This is a genomic window from Rhodococcus sp. AZ1 (assembly GCF_054979605.1).
Map to the genome: position 1 here is coordinate 63,728 of NZ_JBUEQF010000010.1, position 15,608 is coordinate 79,335.

Below are 15,608 nucleotides of genomic sequence, written 5' to 3' on the forward strand. Positions count from 1 at the left end.
CCCGAACCAGCGCGATAGCCGAAAGTGATGGCGGCCATAGGCAAAACTCACGACTGAGCCGAAGCAATGGTCCGGTGCGGTGGGGGTGAGTATTTCTATGGATCAGTAAGTGGTTGTACCCAATGTGACATTCGGTCATCCATGGTGACCAAATGTCACATTGGGTACAGCAGAAGAGCGGTGCGGACGACGATCGGGGGGTCGAGGTCGAGCACACGACCACCGGCGGCCCTGACGAGAGGGGCCATCGCGTCGGAGATGACGGCGGCACCCACGCCGCCGGCGACCAGTGCGGGAACCGCGAGTGCGGGGGCGCCGCCGAGAACCACCACGGTGTCGATGCCTCGCCCCCGAAGGTAGGTCGAGGTGAGGTCGTCGCTCAGTGTGTTCGCGCTCGAGATCACGTGGATCGGGCCACTGCCGATCAGGTCGTCGAGGGTGTCGACATGGGCGAGGGCGGGCGGGAGACACAGGTGGAGCCGGTGCTCGTCGATGCTCTCGATACGCAGATCCTGCGGCGCGTCGGCAGCCAGGACGAGGGCGGCGGTGACCGATCCGCCGCGCAGCGCGTCCAGCGCCTCGCCCGCAGCGGCGACGGTGGTGATGTCGATCCGAGACTCGGGCACGGATTCGACGAAGTCGCGGATCGCCCTGGCGTGAATGTAGCCGTGGGCGTCGGCCGCGACCGCGATGCGAACAGGGGGTCGACGGCCCCGCGTGAGGTCCGCGAGGAGTGCTTCGGTGGCGCGGTGTTCGAACACCGTCATTCGAGCGGTCTCGAGGATCGACGCGCCCGCGTCGGTGAGCTCGAGAGAATTGCCGGTGCGGCGAAACAATTCCACACCCAGTTCGTTCTCGAGGTTACGGAGTGCCGTCGAGACGGTGGGTTGGGCGACGCCGATGTAGCGTGCTGCTCGACCGAGACCCTGGTGATCGACGATCGCCACGAAGAATTCGAGCATCGATGTCGTCACGTCCACGGCCGCGATTGTGAACGGGCACCCGGGGCGCGAGCAAACTCGCCGCCGGCCGGCGCTCATCGGCGCTCATCGGCGCTCATTCGACATTCGACATTCGACGACAGGACATGATGGAGCTCTCCTCGCGCCTGCTTCGGCAGCTGACCGCTGTCGCCGATTCGGGGTCGTTCACCGCTGCCGCTGCGGAACTCGGACTCAATCCGTCGTCGCTGTCGCGGGCCGTCGGCCAGTTCGAGGCCCGGGTGGGTGTGACGGTGTTCGACCGGTCGGGCCTGCGCGTGCAGCCGACCGAACCGGGGAGCGATCTGCTGCGCGCAGCTCGCCGAGTGGTTGCCGGGCTGGACACCGTTCTCGCCCTGGGCGCCCGCGGTGGGCAGTCGGCGCAGTCGATGTCCGTGGCCATCGGTGGTGACGAGGGGGCCGCAATACTGGCCGACCTTGTCGCCGACGTTGTCCGCGCCAGTCCGTCGGCGATGGTCGAGGTCCACGATGTCGGGTCGGGGCACGCCGCGATCGAGTCCGTCCGATGTGGACGATCCACCGTGGCGGTGGTTCCGCGTCTGAGCACCCCGGCGGACCTGGCCGGCGTGCATGTCGGTCGGGTCGACATGTCGCTCGTCGTTCCCGCAGATCGGGTGCGCGGCCACACCCACGGTGGTGACGCTCGTTCCCTCGCGTGGCTGGGTGAGCTCCCGTTCATCGAGTCCACGCGCGGGTCGGTGGCCGATCATGCAGCCACGCGGCTTCGGCGAGCGGGCGCGAGGCTGCGCACCGTCGTGGCGCACGCGCCAGCCTCGGTGGTGGTGGACCTGGTGGCGCGCGGGGTGGGTGCTGCCGTGGTCGCGGCCGATCGGGCGGCCGCCGAGCGCATGACGGTGATCGACCTGCGTCCGCCGCTGAGCTACCCGGTGACGGTGATGTTCCGACCGGGCGAGATGTCGGACGTGGCCTGTAACTTCATCGACCGGGCTCGCGATTACACGCGCGAATGACCGGCGGACGTCGGGCGGTTCGAGGGTCGGGATTTCAAACTTCTTGTGATGAAGCCCATACATCGACGAATCGTCGGTATTCTGGCTCCAACTTATGATTCTTAACAGCGCACTGGCACTGAGATTGGGACGGACAACAACATGATCATTCTTGACCAATGGTCCATCCGGCCCGACGCCGGTGACATCGTCGAGTGGCGTCCCACCGAGCTCGCCAAGCTCGCCGCGTCGGTGACCACCGCCCGTGCGGGAGCCGTGCCCACCCTGTTGCAGACCCTGCACCTGCAGGCCACTCGCGCGCACCTCGACGCGGGTGGTCGCCACTCGTCCTACATCGGGTCCGCCGGCGAGTACCCCCACGATCTCGACCTCGTCGCCATGAGCCGCGCCATCGAAAGCTTCTGCAGGCGCCACGAGGCCCTGCGCGCGAGTTACCGCGTCGTGGACGGACAGGTGGAGACCCACGTACTCGACGCCGAGCACGTCGAGGTCGAGCCGGTGAAGGTCGGCACGGTCGACGACTACGGGCGGGTGGAGATCTGGGGCTCCGGCGACGAGGACGCGTGGACGGGCGATGTCCGCCAGTACGTCGAGCATCGGATGTCGTCGCAGACCCAGCCGTTCTCCTGGCCGATCCCGATGTTCATCGCCGTCCAGCGCGAGGGCAGCTTCACGATGATCTTCGGGGCCGATCACGCAGTCAGCGACGGGGTCTCGCAGGCCCTCGCGCTGGACGAGCTGTTCGATCACTACCGCAGCCACGCCACCGGAGTGGAGGTCGGCCCGATCACCGCCCTGCCGATGGGCAGTTTCCTCGACTACGCGGCCTCCGAGGTCGCGCCCGAGCGCACCGCGCAGTTCGACGAATCGTTGATCGATCACGCGGTGGAACTCTTCATCGACAACGGCTCCAAGATGCCCACCTTCGGGCTCGATCTGGGCCTGGGCCCCGGTGAGATGGCGCCCATGGCCGGGGTCAAGTACCCGGTGCTCGACGCCGAGAGCACCGAGCTGCTCGACCAGGTGTGCCGCGCCGTCGGCAGCCGCATGCTGCCGGGTCTGTTCGCCGCCGTGGCGATCACCGACTACGAGCTGGGCGGCAACGAGAAGTACTTCGGGATGACCATTCGCAACACGAGGGGTCCCGAGCAGATCGTCTCGCAGGGCTGGTTCTGCCGGTACGCGCCGGTGGCGTTCTCGATCGGGGGAGCGTCGTCGTTCCAGCAGGTCCTGACCGCATCGACCGAGGCGTACGGCTGGGGCAAGAAGCTCTCCGATGCGCCGCTCGAGACGGTTGTCGGCAAGGTGCTCGCCACTGGTCAGGCCGATCCCGCGCGTCTTCTGACGGCGCCGCAGATGCTCTCGTTCCTGGATTTCCGCTGGTTCCCGGGCGTGGGCAACGAGGGGTACGACCGCAGCCAGATCTTCTCCGGCGACGGGTGGACCTCCAACGCCACCATCTGGTTCAACCGCGACTTCCACTACCTCTACCTGGACTCCCAGGTGCCCGACACCGTCCCGGCGCGACGAGTGCTCACCCGGTGGCACGAGCACCTGGTGCACGTACTCAAGACCGTCGCCGAGACCGGTGACTACGCCATCGGCGAGCCCGGTTCGCGCGAGCGCGTGGTGGGCTTCCAGAACGACGAGAGCATCGTGATCGGTTCCGTGGTCGATCCACTGCGTGGCACGCAGGATCCCTTCATGCAGCACCTGATCAGAAAGGTCGACCAGGCCGGGTCGGTGATCGAGCGCGACGCCGACGTGGTCGCGTGAGTGATCGCAGAGAAGACGCTCGCGTGAGCGATCGCGGGGGTTCCGAGCAGTCCGACGACGTTGCCATCGCCCTGCGGGGTCTGGTCAAGGTCTACCGAACCGGTGTCGGGTCCGCCCGCACCGAGGTTCGAGCCATCGATGGGCTCGACCTCGATGTTCGGCGCGGCTGCGTGCACGCTCTGCTCGGGCCCAACGGTGCCGGCAAGACCACCACGGTGCGGGTGATCGCAACACTGCTCAAACCCGACAGCGGGTCCGCGCACGTGCTCGGCCTCGATGCCGTGCGGGACGCGGCTGCGATACGCAAGGTGATCGGGGTGTCCGGCCAGTACGCGGCCGTCGACGGCAACCTCACCGCGTTCGAGAACCTTCGACTGGTGGGGCGACTGTACGGGAAGAGTTGGGCCGCAGCATCGTCGAGAGCGCGAGAGCTCATCGACATGTTCGGCCTGCAGGAAGTGGCCGACCGCCCCACACGAACCAGTTCCGGCGGAACCCGTCGACGGGTGGACCTTGCGGGAGCCCTGGTGGCCGAGCCCGACCTGGTGGTGCTCGACGAGCCGACCACCGGGCTCGATCCGCGCGCGCGCCGCGACATGTGGGCCACGATCCGGGAGCTGGTCGCCCGCGGCACCACGGTGCTGCTGACCACCCAGTACCTCGAGGAGGCCGACGCCCTCGCGGACCGGATCACCGTGATCGACCGCGGCCGCGTCGTGGCCGACGGATCGGCAACGGAGTTGAAGTCCCTGATCTCCGGCTCCACCGTGACCGTGCAGGTAGGCGCCGATGCCGAGCAGTCGGTGATCGAGTCCGCCTTCGCGAGCGTCGGGTCGTCGTCGGTGATCGCGGGCGACGAGCCCGGTCGCTACAGCGGACGCGTCGAGGACGGCACGCGCAGCGCAGCGACGCTGATGTCCACGCTGGTCTCGGCAGGCGTCGACGTCACGGACATCGTGGTGCAGAGCCCCACCCTCGACGACGTGTTCTTGCACCTGACCGAAAGGACCACCGGCGCATGAGCCTGCTCTCGGACAGCACGGCCATGGCCGGGCGCAACCTCACCACCATCCGCCGGGTGCCGACACTGCTGGTCACGGCCACGGTGCAGCCGCTGATGTTCGTGTTCCTCTTCGCCTACGTCTTCGGGTCGACTCTCGGTGGGGATCCGTATCGCGAGTACCTGATGGCCGGCATCTTCACCCAGACCGTCGCGTTCAACGCGGCCTTCACCACGGTGGGTCTGGGGACGGATCTGCACGAAGGGTTCATCGATCGTCTGCGGACGCTGCCGATGTCACGGCTCGCGGTGATCCTCGGGCGCACCCTGTCGGACCTGTTGATCAACGCCGTGAGCGTGGTGGTGATGGCTCTGTGCGGGTTGGTGGTGGGATGGCGAATCCGCGGATCGGTGGCCGACGCCGCCCTCGCGTTCGCGATGATCCTGCTCTTCGGTTTCGCGATGTCATGGGTGGGGGCGTTCGTGGGCCTGATGGCCCGCAACATCGAGGTTGCGCAGAGCGTGGGCCTGATGTTCCTGTTCCCGCTGACATTTCTCTCGAGCGCGTTCATCGCGGTGCGGACCCTGCCGGGGCCGTTGCGGGTGATCGCCGAGTGGAACCCGGTCTCGGCCATCGCCACGGCCAGCCGCACCCTGTTCGGCAATCGCGCACCGCTGGCATTCCCGCGGCCCACGGGATGGGTCGCCGAGCACGCCACGGCCTACGGGATCGTGGGTTCGCTGGTGATCATCGCGGTCTTCGTTCCCCTCGCGGTCCTGCGCTTCCGCCGCGTCGCCAGCCGCTGACGGGCTCGGCGATCCGCTGCCCGTCAGCGCCGCGGCGAACCGAGCGCGAGTCCCGCGCCGATGGTCCACAGGTTCAGGGTGTCCAGGGCGATCCGTTCGGTCGTGCCCGCACCCAGACCCCAGTGGCCGGGGGAGACGAATGCGGCCGCGCCCACCAACGACACCGCGAGGGTGCCCGCGGTCCACGCGTACAGCCCCGGACGGGTGCGTCGGTACTCGGCGGCGAGAGCGAGCATGCCGACCGCCTGCGTGGCGAAGTGCGCCTGTGCTGCGACGGTGTGCGCGGCGCTGTGGGTGTCGAGCGGAAGCAGGCCGACGGCCATGGTTGCCACACCCGAGAGCGCAACCAGGCCGTAGCCCACCCTGCCCGTGGTGGTTCGGGCGTCGGGAATCAGCATCACCGCGCCGAGCGCAGTGGCGCCGCCGACGCCGAGGAACGTCGCGTTCATCAGTGCGTGGTCGGGTGAACACACGTCGGCGCAGGTGACGGCTCCGAGATCGCTGATCAGGTTCTCTCGCACGCTGTAGGGCGTCGGCCACGACCGGGCCACCAGCACCTGCAGCGGCCAGTACGCGGCGGTGGCCACCCACAGGGCTCGGGCGAACCGACGGGTTCTCATCCGTCGAGCGTAGGCGGCGCGGCCTGGACGGTCGTGAGGTGGGCGCACGAGTGGTTACTGTGACGTACATTACGAGTAGTCACACCAGGAGGGATCGACGTGGTGGTCACGTTCCGAACAGGCCGTCTGCCCAGCGTCGCCTCGATCGAGGACGGCCTGCGAAGCCGAGCGCGATGGGCCGTCACCGACGGACTGATTCGCCTGCACTCGTGGCAGGGCCGCCGTCATGGTGATCCGCAGGCGCTGCTGATCTCCGATCCCGGCCTGCGCGTCGACCCCACACCTCTCTACGACCGGATTCGCGCGCAGGGGCCGCTGGTGCGCGGGCGGATCGTCGACATGAGCGTCGATCACGCCGTGGTTCACGAGGTGCTGCGGTCGGACAACTTTCGCACCGTCGTCCGAGGGGCGAACGTACCGGGATTCCTGCGCCGCATCGAGCAGATCACCCGCACCGACACACTGCACCCGCTGTCGCCGCCGTCGCTGCTCGCGGTGGAACCGCCCCAGCACACCACCTACCGCAAACTCGTGTCGTCGGTGTTCACCGCCCGCGCGGTCAGCACACTGCGCGACCGCGTGCAGGACCTCGCCACGTCACTGCTGGATCGGCTCGAAGCAGATGGTGGGGCAGAGGTCGACATCATCGACGCCTACTGCAGTCGGCTGCCGGTCGCGGTGATCGGCAGCATCCTCGGTGTGCCGGAGTCCGAGCACGATCGAGTGCTGCGGTTCGGGGAACTCGCGGCGCCCAGCCTCGACATCGGGTTGTCGTGGTCGCAGTACCGTGCGGTGGACCTCGGATTGCAGGAGTTCGATGCCTGGCTCGGGGCGCACATGGCCGGCCTGCGGCGCGCCCCCGGCGATGATCTGATGAGTCGGCTGATCCGCGCCTCCGACGACGGCGTGCACCTGAGCGAGCCCGAACTGCGCGCGACGGCCGGGTTGGTGCTGGCGGCGGGCTTCGAGACCACCGTGAATCTGCTCGGCAGCGGCATCGACCTTCTGCTGTCTCATCCCGATCAGCGTGCCGTTCTGCGTGAGAATCCGTCGCACTGGCCCAACGCCGTCGACGAGATGCTTCGCCTTCGGTCACCGGTTCAGGTGACCGCGCGCACCGCGCTGCGTGAGACCACGGTCGCGGGAACCGCGATGTCGCCCGGACGCACCGTGGTGTGCGTACTCGCGGGGGCCAACCTCGACCCCGAGGTGTTCGGTGAGCCACGACGCTTCGACGTCACCCGCCCCAATGCCTCACGCCACCTGGCCTTTTCGGGTGGACGACATTTCTGCCTCGGAGCCGCCCTGGCGCGGGCGGAGACCGAGGTGGGTCTGCGAACTCTCTTCGACCGCTACCCGAACCTCTCCGCCGCGGGTCCCGGCGTGCCCCGCAAGACCAGCGTGCTGCGCGGATACCAGCGCCTTCCGGTGCGTATGGGCCGCCCGTCCTCGGTCCGCACCGGGTGAGGATCACGCGCCGATCGCGGTGAGCACCGCGGTGAGCACCGCGACGGCTCCTGCCTTGTCCAGCGGGTCGTTTCCGTTGCCGCACTTCGGTGATTGGACACAGGACGGGCATCCGCTCGCGCAATCGCAGGCAGCGATGGCGTCTCGTGTGGCGGTGAGCCACTGCCCGATCACGGCGTGGCCGCGGTCGGCGAATCCTGCGCCGCCGTCGTACCCGTCGTAGACGAAGACGGTGGGCAGGCCCGTGTCCGCGTGCAGGGCTGTCGACACCCCGCCGATGTCCCATCGGTCGCACGTGGCGACCAGGGGGAGCAGTCCGATGGCCGCGTGCTCGGCGGCGTGCAGGGAGCCGGGGAACCGTGACGGCTCGATACCGTTGCGCTCGAGCAATTCCGGTGTGATCGTGTACATCACCGCGCGCGTGGACAGTCGCTGGACGGGCATGTCCAGATCCACCTGGTCGAGCACCTCGCCCGAGGGCAGCCGACGCAGGTACGCCACCACCTGATGGCTCACCTCCACCTGGACCAGGGCAACCTGAACCTCGCCGTGGTCGGCGATCCGGTGGACCTGCTCGACCACGATCTCGGTGACCTCACGCGCAGAGGTGTTCCACTCCGGCTCCTCCGGGTGCACCAGGGCGAGGGAGTTCTCGAAATCGAGCGAGTCGACCACGAACGACTCTCCCTGATGAATGTGCACCGCGCCCGGATGAACGGTGGCGGGGGCACGGCCGGGATCGACGGTGCCCAGCAGTCGACCGCTGACCGCGTCGACGATGGCGATCTCGGCGCCGATCCCGCCGCGGATGTTCACCGATGCGGCAGCCGCGGTATCGGCGGTGGGATACCAGGACCCGGCGCCCCCCGGGCCGACCCGCCGTCGGATGAGACCGTCGCGGGCGAGGGACTCGAGTACAGCGGCAGCGCCGAACTCGATGACTTCGGCATCGGTCAGTGGCATCTCCAGTGCGGCACAGAGCATCTGGGAGCCCAGGACGTACGGGTTGGTGGGGTCGGTGACGGTGGTCTCGATGGGGCGGCCGAGCAGCGCGTCGGGATGATGTACCAGATATGTATCGAGCGGATCGTCCCGTGCGACGAGCACGATCAGCGATCCCTGCCGACGCCGACCGGCCCGGCCGCCCTGCTGCCAGAACGAGGCGACGGTCCCGGGAAATCCCGCCACCACGACCGCGTCGAGTCCGGCGATGTCGATGCCGAGTTCGAGTGCGTTGGTGGTGGCCACGGCGAGCAGGTCACCCTCGCCGAGAGCGCGCTCGAGTTCACGCCGATCCTGCGCTAGGTAGCCCGCTCTGTACGCGGCGATGCGCTGCGCCAGAGCGGGGTCGACGTCGAGGAGCAGCCGTCGCGCCGAGAGTGCGACGGTCTCCGCCCCGCGCCTCGATCGGACGAACGTGAGGGTGCGGGCGCCCTCGATCACCAGGTCGGCCATGATCCGCGCCGCCTCGGTGCCGGCCGATCGACGCACCGGTGCGCCGTTCTCGCCGGTGATCTCGAGCAGCGGCGGCTCCCACAGCGCGATGGTGCGAGCGCCGCAGGGTGAGCCGTCCTCGGTGACCTCGGCGCACGGCAGACCGATCAGCCGCGAGGCCGACGCACCCGGATCGGAGGTGGTGGCGCTGGCGAGCACGAACACCGGACTGGCCCCGTACCGCGCTGCGAGTCGCCGTAGTCGGCGGATGACCAGTGCGACGTGGGAGCCGAAAACGCCGCGATAGGAGTGGCATTCGTCGATCACCACGTACCGCAGGTTCCGCAGGAAGTGGGACCAGCGCTGGTGGTTGCGCAGGATCGAGGTGTGCAGCATGTCCGGGTTGGTGAAGATCCAGCGAGAGTTGGCGCGGGCCCACCGGCGCACTTCGGGTGGGGTGTCGCCGTCGTAGTCGCACGGTTCGATATCGACCCCGGTCCGCCGCCGAAGATCCTCGGTGGCGAGCATGGCCGCCGCCAGCTGGTCTGCCCCCAGTGCCTTGGTGGGCGCCAGGTACAGGGCGGTGGAGCGCGGCTGTGCTGCGAGGGTGGTCAGTACCGGGAGTCGATAGCCGAGCGACTTCCCGGACGCGGTACCGGTCGAGATCGCCACCGAGCGCCCGGCCCACGCGTGGTCGGCCGCCTCGATCTGATGCGACCAGGGCCGTTCGATCCCCGAGTCGACGAGAAAGGCGATGACATCGGGACTCGCCCACTGCGGCCATGACGCCGGCCGCGCGACCCGCGGGGGAATTTCGGCGGTGAACGTCAGTGGAGATTCACCCGCCGGAGTTCCGGCCAGTGCCCGCCGGAGAAGCATTGCACCGAACGAATCGGAAGCATCGACGCTGGTCACAGGGCACGTGGAGAGTTCGTTATCCAACCGTGATGTGCGTGCCCCATGTCGGTCTCCTCTCCGTGATCGAAGCTTTACGCGAATTGTTCTTCGTGGACTGTTGCCGACGGCACCGTCGTGGTTAGCTAGCCGTGGTCGCAGCTTCTGTGTTCGTTCTACGCTCGCAGGATCTACTGTTGCGGGCGCCGTGCATCGAGCTCGACGGCGGGAGCGATACCCGTCGTGAAGGTTGGGGTTACAGCGTTCGGAACCGGCCCGGTGACTGTAAGGGCGGTCACCGACTCCGGTGTTCAAGAAGAAGGATAGACAAGCATGGCACAGGGAACTGTGAAGTGGTTCAACGCCGAAAAGGGCTTCGGCTTCATCGCACCCGAGGACGGTTCGGCTGACGTCTTCGTTCACTACTCCGAGATCCAGGGCAGCGGCTTCCGCACCCTCGAGGAGAACCAGCGCGTGGAGTTCGAGGTGGGACAGGGCACCAAGGGCCCGCAGGCCACCGGCGTTCGCGCGGTCTGATCGATTTCGATCCCCTCGCTCCGCGCGAGGTCGACCGAATCACCATTCGTCCCCCATCACCGTCCGCGGTGGTGGGGGACGAGTGCGTTGACCGGCTGTACTGCACTGACCGGCTGTACTGCACTGACCGGCTGTACCGCACTGAATGGCTGTGCTGCACCGAATGGTTGTACCGCAGTGACGGGGCCACTGTGTCGGAGGTCGCCGTGTGACGGGTGTGGCCTAGTGTGAAAATCGTGGGCCAACTGTCCTTTTTCTCCGCCGAGTCGATGCCCCCCGCGGTCACCGATCTCGCCGGTCTGCTCGCCGCACAGGGGCAGGTGCTGGTCGGCGCCGGGGCTGCCCGTGTATCGGTGGTCGTCGAGGAGCAGTGGCGCGCGAAGGCCATCGCCGAGATGATCGAACGGATCGGGCTGGCCGCCGAGCTGACCCGCTCCGACATCACCGGCACCGCAGACGACAGTCCCCTGGTGCGCACCGCGCTGGTGCCGGCTCTGGCACCGCTTGCCGCGCAGTGGACGCGGGGCGCGGTCAAGGCAGTCCCGGCCGGATGGGTGCCGGGTCCGCGGGAGATGCGCGGATGGGTGCTGGCATCGGGGCGCGGGGAAGCCGACGGTGAGCGGTTCGTCCTCGGACTCGACCCGCATGCACCCGACACGCACGCCCCGCTCGCCGAGGCGCTGCTTCGGGCCGGTATCGCACCGACGCTGGTGGGTACGCGAGGTAGCTCGCCGGCGCTACGGATCACCGGACGTCGGCGATTGGGGCGTCTGCTCGAGAGCATCGGGGAGCCGCCGCCGGGCGCTCTCGACAGCGATGCCTGGCCGCGCGTGCCACACGGTTGAGTGGGCGCTGCAGCGCAGAAAGATCGCAACATGTGTCACTCTATAAGTGGTCCCCTGGTCCAGCCGAAACGTATCGGCGCAGGTGGACGGGTTCGGCCGCACGTTTCTCGCGGCCAGGAAGGTTCGGCAACACGTGGCAGCACAGGACAGTGGGACGACGTCGGCGGGCTCCTCCGGCACGCGTCGGCTCGTCATTGTCGAGTCGCCCACCAAGGCCCGGAAGATTGCCCCCTACCTGGGCAAGAACTACGTCGTCGAGGCATCCGTCGGCCACATTCGAGACCTCCCGCGCGGCGCAGCGGACGTGCCCGCCAAATACAAGGGACAACCGTGGGCGCGCTTGGGGGTGGACGTCGATCACGATTTCGAGCCGCTCTACGTGGTCAACCCCGACAAGCGATCCAAGGTCGCCGAACTCAGGGCCCTGCTCGCCGACGCCGACGAGCTCTACCTCGCCACCGACCCCGACCGCGAGGGTGAGGCCATCGCCTGGCACCTCCTCGAAACGCTCAAGCCCAAGATCCCCGTGCGCCGAATGGTGTTCCACGAGATCACCCAGTCGGCGATCCTCGCGGCCGCCGACGACACCCGTGAGCTCGACACCGACCTCGTCGACGCCCAGGAGACGCGCCGTATCCTCGACCGGCTCTACGGATACGAGGTGTCTCCGGTTCTGTGGAAGAAGGTCATGCCGAAGCTCTCGGCGGGCCGCGTGCAGTCCGTGGCCACCCGCGTGGTGGTGCAGCGCGAGCGTGAGCGCATGGCATTCCGCAGCGCGGAGTACTGGGACATCTCGGCCACACTGGATGCCGGCGAGGCCGCGACTCCCCGCAGTTTCGGTGCCCGGCTGGTGAGTGTGGACGGCGCCCGCGTGGCGTCCGGTCGCGATTTCGGCGCCGACGGACTGGTGAAGTCCGACGGTGTGCGGGTACTCGATCGGGCGGAGGCGTCCGCGCTCGCGGATTCCCTCGGCGGGGTTGCGCTGACGGTGTCGTCGGTGGAGTCCAAGCCCTACAGCCGCCGCCCGTACCCGCCGTTCATGACCTCGACATTGCAGCAGGAGGCAGCGCGCAAACTACGCATGTCGTCCGAACGGACGATGCGAATTGCCCAGCGGCTCTACGAGAACGGGCACATCACCTACATGCGTACGGACTCGACCAACTTGTCGCAGTCCGCCATCGAGGCAGCCCGCCGTCAGGCCGGCGAACTGTACGGCCCCGAGTACGTGCACGACACTCCGCGGCAGTACACCCGCAAGGTCAAGAACGCGCAGGAGGCGCACGAGGCCATCCGCCCGTCCGGCGACACCTTCGCCACGCCGGGCCAGCTGCACTCCTCGCTCGACACCGACGAGTTCCGGCTCTACGAGCTGATCTGGCAGCGCACCGTCGCCTCGCAGATGGCCGACGCCCGCGGAACCACTCTCTCGCTGCGTATCTCGGGCACCGCCGGGACCGGCGCCGAGTGCACCTTCGCCAGCTCGGGCCGCACCATCACCTTCCCGGGCTTCCTCAAGGCCTACGTCGAGAGCGTCGACGATCAGGCCGGCGGGCAGTCCGACGACGCCGAGTCGAGGTTGCCCGCCCTGGTCGAGGGGCAGTCCGTCACCGCCACCGACCTCGAGCCCGACGGCCACTCCACCAACCCACCCGCCCGCTTCACCGAGGCGTCGCTGATCAAGACGCTCGAGGAACTGGGCATCGGCCGCCCGTCGACCTACGCGTCGATCATCAAGACCATCCTCGACCGCGGCTACGTGTACAAGCGCGGCAGCGCCCTGGTGCCGTCGTGGGTGGCGTTCGCGGTGATCGGGTTGATGGAGAGCCACTTCGGTCGGCTGGTCGACTACAACTTCACCGCCGGTATGGAGGACGATCTCGACGAGATTGCCGGCGGCCGCGCCCAACGTGGAAACTGGCTGTCCGCCTTCTATTTCGGCGGCGACATCGGCGTCGAGGGTTCCGTCGCCCGATCCGGTGGTCTGAAGAAGATGGTGGGCACGAACCTCGAGGCGATCGACGCCCGAGAAGTCAACTCCATCAAGCTGTTCGACGACTCGCAGGGGCGCGAGATCCATGTGCGCGTCGGCCGCTACGGTCCCTACCTCGAGCGGATGGTGCGCGACGACGACGATCCCGACGGCGACCCGATCTCCCAGCGAGCCAACCTGCCCGATGATCTGCCGCCGGACGAGCTGACCCTCGAGCTGGCGGAGAAGCTGTTCTCCACACCGCAGGAGGGACGCAAGCTCGGCTTCGATCCGGTCACCGGGCACGAGATCGTGGCCAAGGAGGGGCGTTTCGGCCCCTACGTCACCGAGATCCTGCCCGAGGATGCACCCGAGCCGCCACCGGTGATCGTGCCGGTGCCCGATTCGGGTGGTGCAGGCGGCGGCGTGGCCACCAAGACAGCGGTGAAGAAGGCGCCCGCCAAGAAGGCCGCTCGCAAAGCCACGGCGCCCAAGCCGCGCACGGGGTCGTTGCTCAAATCGATGGACCTCGCCACGGTGACCCTCGACGACGCGCTGAAGCTGCTCGCCCTCCCGCGAGTGGTGGGCGTGGACCCGACGTCCAACGAGGAGATCACCGCGCAGAACGGCCGCTACGGCCCATACCTGAAGAAGGGCAGCGACTCTCGCTCACTGGCCACCGAGGAGCAGATCTTCACGGTCACGTTGGAGGAGGCGCTGAAGATCTACGCCGAACCCAAGCGGCGAGGCAGGCAGGGCGCAGCAACCCCGCCACTACGCGAGCTGGGCGTCGACACCGTGACCGAGAAGCCGATGGTGATCAAGGACGGCCGCTTCGGCCCCTACGTCACCGACGGCGAGACCAATGCCAGTCTGCGCAAGGGCGACGAGGTGGCAACCATCACCGACGAGCGTGCCATGGAACTGCTCGCCGAACGCCGCGCCCGCGGCCCGGTGAAGAAGGCGGCCAAGAAGGCCCCGGCGAAGAAGGCTGCGGCGAAGAAAGCTCCGGCCAAGAAGGCGGCGGCGAAGAAGGCTGCGGTGAAGAAGGCTGCGGTGAAGAAGGCTGCGGTGAAGAAAGCTGCGGTGAAGAAAGCTGCGGTGAAGAAAGCTGCGGCGCCCGAGGAGTGACCACCGCGTATTCGCTCACCATCCAGCAGTCCGCTCAGGGTGGGGCCTGAGCGGACTGCTGAGGGCTGAGCGTTCGACGGTGCTGGGCGCTGGAAGGGTGCGGGCCAGGGCGATTGTGCGTCGCAGGCGCATGGCAAGCTCGGGCGTCGTCAGCTCGCCCCACGTCCACCGGACCACCTGCCATCCGTGGGAGCGCAGCCGATCCTCGCGCAACTTCTCGTCGGTCACGATGTCCGCGGAGTCGCCGTACTCCCGGTACTTGCTGAGCCCGTCGAACTCGCCGACCACTCCGTCGATGATGAAATCGGGCCGGGCCACGAAGTCCCCGTGCTCGTCGAACAGCTCGCATTGCAAGGTTGGTGGCGGAAAACCGTTGCGCTGCAGATAGACCCGGCTCCGTGATTCGCCGGGAGTGGCGGACAGGCCGTCGGAGAACGCGATCGCCCGCCGCGCACGATCGATGTTCCGGCGTCCGCGGCTGCGTTCGAGGACATCGAGGACGTCCTGGGCTGTGGTGTGCTGAAGCGCCGAATCGCCGGTGCACACCGCGGATTCGAAGGACCGCGTACACGCGACGTCGACAGCGGTGCGGGCGATCGAGGTGACCCGAATCCCGTCGACGTCGACCACGTCCTCGGGATGGAGCAGCGACGCGTGGACTACCCGCTGCGCGGTCGATCGTCCTCCGCTGCGGCGATCCACCGTCAGATGGACCCGGTCGTCGCTCGATCCCCACTGGGCGAGGTCGTGCACCACCGCCGCCGACCCATGGCTGACGACCAGATCCGACGGGGCCGACGCGAGAGCAGCGCGGATGCTCCACAGGGTTCGGGTGCGGGTGTCCGCCTGACTCGCGGTGGCGGCGTCGACGTAGATGCCGCGCCGGATGGGCAGGATCGCGCCGGATCGCACAGCGCTGCGAACCTCGCCGTCGGCGACCCCGCGGGCATGCAGATCGGAGCGATGGATCAGATCGGAGCGCTTGCTCGGTGCCATGCCGGAGATGGTTGCCCGGGTCGCTCCCATCGTGCAGAAAGTTGTCCACAGGCCGCAGCAGGCGCTCACCTGACCGCAATGCGCGCACGTCACGGCCTGCGCACATTGCTGGGGGGTGCGCGGATGCGGGGGCGGCGGGTGCGGGGGCGGGGGGTGC

12 protein-coding genes are annotated in these 15,608 nt (G+C 68.1%); 8 read left to right on the top strand and 4 right to left on the bottom strand.

Features of this window, described 5'->3' with window-relative positions:
- Positions 1-155 precede the first annotated feature (155 nt).
- Positions 156-980 (bottom strand): LysR family transcriptional regulator, encoded by an 825-nt coding sequence (locus ACY48E_RS13420; protein WP_462872709.1) that lies wholly within the window; start codon positions 978-980, stop codon positions 156-158.
- Between the two features lie 107 nt (positions 981-1,087).
- Between ACY48E_RS13420 and ACY48E_RS13425 the strand changes: the two genes are divergently transcribed.
- From ACY48E_RS13425 to ACY48E_RS13440, 4 genes are all read left to right on the top strand, one after another.
- On the top strand, positions 1,088-1,972 hold the full coding sequence (locus tag ACY48E_RS13425; protein ID WP_462872710.1) for a LysR family transcriptional regulator: 885 nt from the start codon (positions 1,088-1,090) through the stop codon (positions 1,970-1,972).
- 141 nt (positions 1,973-2,113) lie between these two features.
- A complete protein-coding gene (locus ACY48E_RS13430; RefSeq protein WP_462872711.1) occupies positions 2,114-3,748 on the top strand; it encodes a condensation domain-containing protein in 1,635 nt (544 codons plus the stop codon).
- A gap of 23 nt (positions 3,749-3,771) precedes the next feature.
- Positions 3,772-4,770, top strand: a complete 999-nt coding sequence (locus ACY48E_RS13435; RefSeq protein WP_462872712.1) for an ATP-binding cassette domain-containing protein — start codon at positions 3,772-3,774, stop codon at positions 4,768-4,770.
- A 2-nt stretch (positions 4,771-4,772) separates the two neighbouring features.
- Positions 4,773-5,555 (top strand): ABC transporter permease, encoded by a 783-nt coding sequence (locus ACY48E_RS13440; protein ID WP_462872765.1) that lies wholly within the window; start codon positions 4,773-4,775, stop codon positions 5,553-5,555.
- A gap of 23 nt (positions 5,556-5,578) precedes the next feature.
- Here ACY48E_RS13440 and ACY48E_RS13445 read toward each other — a convergent pair whose 3' ends face one another.
- Positions 5,579-6,175, bottom strand: a complete 597-nt coding sequence (locus ACY48E_RS13445; protein ID WP_462872713.1) for a DUF998 domain-containing protein — start codon at positions 6,173-6,175, stop codon at positions 5,579-5,581.
- A gap of 156 nt (positions 6,176-6,331) precedes the next feature.
- Here ACY48E_RS13445 and ACY48E_RS13450 point away from each other — a divergent pair, with 156 nt between their 5' ends.
- Positions 6,332-7,642: a cytochrome P450 gene (locus ACY48E_RS13450; protein WP_462872766.1), complete on the top strand. Its 1,311-nt coding sequence runs from the start codon at positions 6,332-6,334 to the stop codon at positions 7,640-7,642.
- A 3-nt stretch (positions 7,643-7,645) separates the two neighbouring features.
- Here ACY48E_RS13450 and ACY48E_RS13455 read toward each other — a convergent pair whose 3' ends face one another.
- Complete coding sequence (locus tag ACY48E_RS13455; protein WP_462872767.1) at positions 7,646-9,955, bottom strand: DEAD/DEAH box helicase; 2,310 nt, start codon at positions 9,953-9,955, stop codon at positions 7,646-7,648.
- 348 nt (positions 9,956-10,303) lie between these two features.
- On the opposite strand from ACY48E_RS13455, the gene ACY48E_RS13460 reads away from it, so the two are divergent.
- The 3 genes from ACY48E_RS13460 (at position 10,304) to topA (ending at position 14,455) form a co-directional block, all read left to right on the top strand.
- Positions 10,304-10,507, top strand: a complete 204-nt coding sequence (locus ACY48E_RS13460) for a cold-shock protein (RefSeq protein WP_005248460.1) — start codon at positions 10,304-10,306, stop codon at positions 10,505-10,507.
- Between the two features lie 236 nt (positions 10,508-10,743).
- Entirely contained in the window at positions 10,744-11,352 is a 609-nt protein-coding gene (locus ACY48E_RS13465; RefSeq protein WP_462872714.1) for a hypothetical protein, read from the top strand.
- Positions 11,353-11,485: 133 nt separating this feature from the next.
- The gene (gene topA / locus ACY48E_RS13470) at positions 11,486-14,455 is read left to right on the top strand and encodes a type I DNA topoisomerase (protein ID WP_462872715.1); all 2,970 of its coding nucleotides are present in this window, start codon (positions 11,486-11,488) and stop codon (positions 14,453-14,455) included.
- A 15-nt stretch (positions 14,456-14,470) separates the two neighbouring features.
- Here the strand turns inward: topA and ACY48E_RS13475 are convergent, their stop codons facing one another.
- Positions 14,471-15,451, bottom strand: a complete 981-nt coding sequence (locus tag ACY48E_RS13475; protein ID WP_462872716.1) for a hypothetical protein — start codon at positions 15,449-15,451, stop codon at positions 14,471-14,473.
- Between the last annotated feature and the right edge of the window lie 157 nt (positions 15,452-15,608).

Excerpts from the sequence above, each read along its gene's own strand:
- ACY48E_RS13475 (WP_462872716.1), bottom strand. The coding sequence starts at position 15,451 with ATGGCACCGAGCAAGCGCTCCGATCTGATCCATCGCTCCGATCTGCAT.
- ACY48E_RS13425 (WP_462872710.1), top strand. The coding sequence starts at position 1,088 with ATGATGGAGCTCTCCTCGCGCCTGCTTCGGCAGCTGACCGCTGTCGCC.
- ACY48E_RS13430 (WP_462872711.1), top strand. The coding sequence starts at position 2,114 with ATGATCATTCTTGACCAATGGTCCATCCGGCCCGACGCCGGTGACATC.
- ACY48E_RS13455 (WP_462872767.1), bottom strand. The coding sequence starts at position 9,955 with ATGCTTCTCCGGCGGGCACTGGCCGGAACTCCGGCGGGTGAATCTCCA.
- ACY48E_RS13445 (WP_462872713.1), bottom strand. The coding sequence starts at position 6,175 with ATGAGAACCCGTCGGTTCGCCCGAGCCCTGTGGGTGGCCACCGCCGCG.
- ACY48E_RS13460 (WP_005248460.1), top strand. The coding sequence starts at position 10,304 with ATGGCACAGGGAACTGTGAAGTGGTTCAACGCCGAAAAGGGCTTCGGC.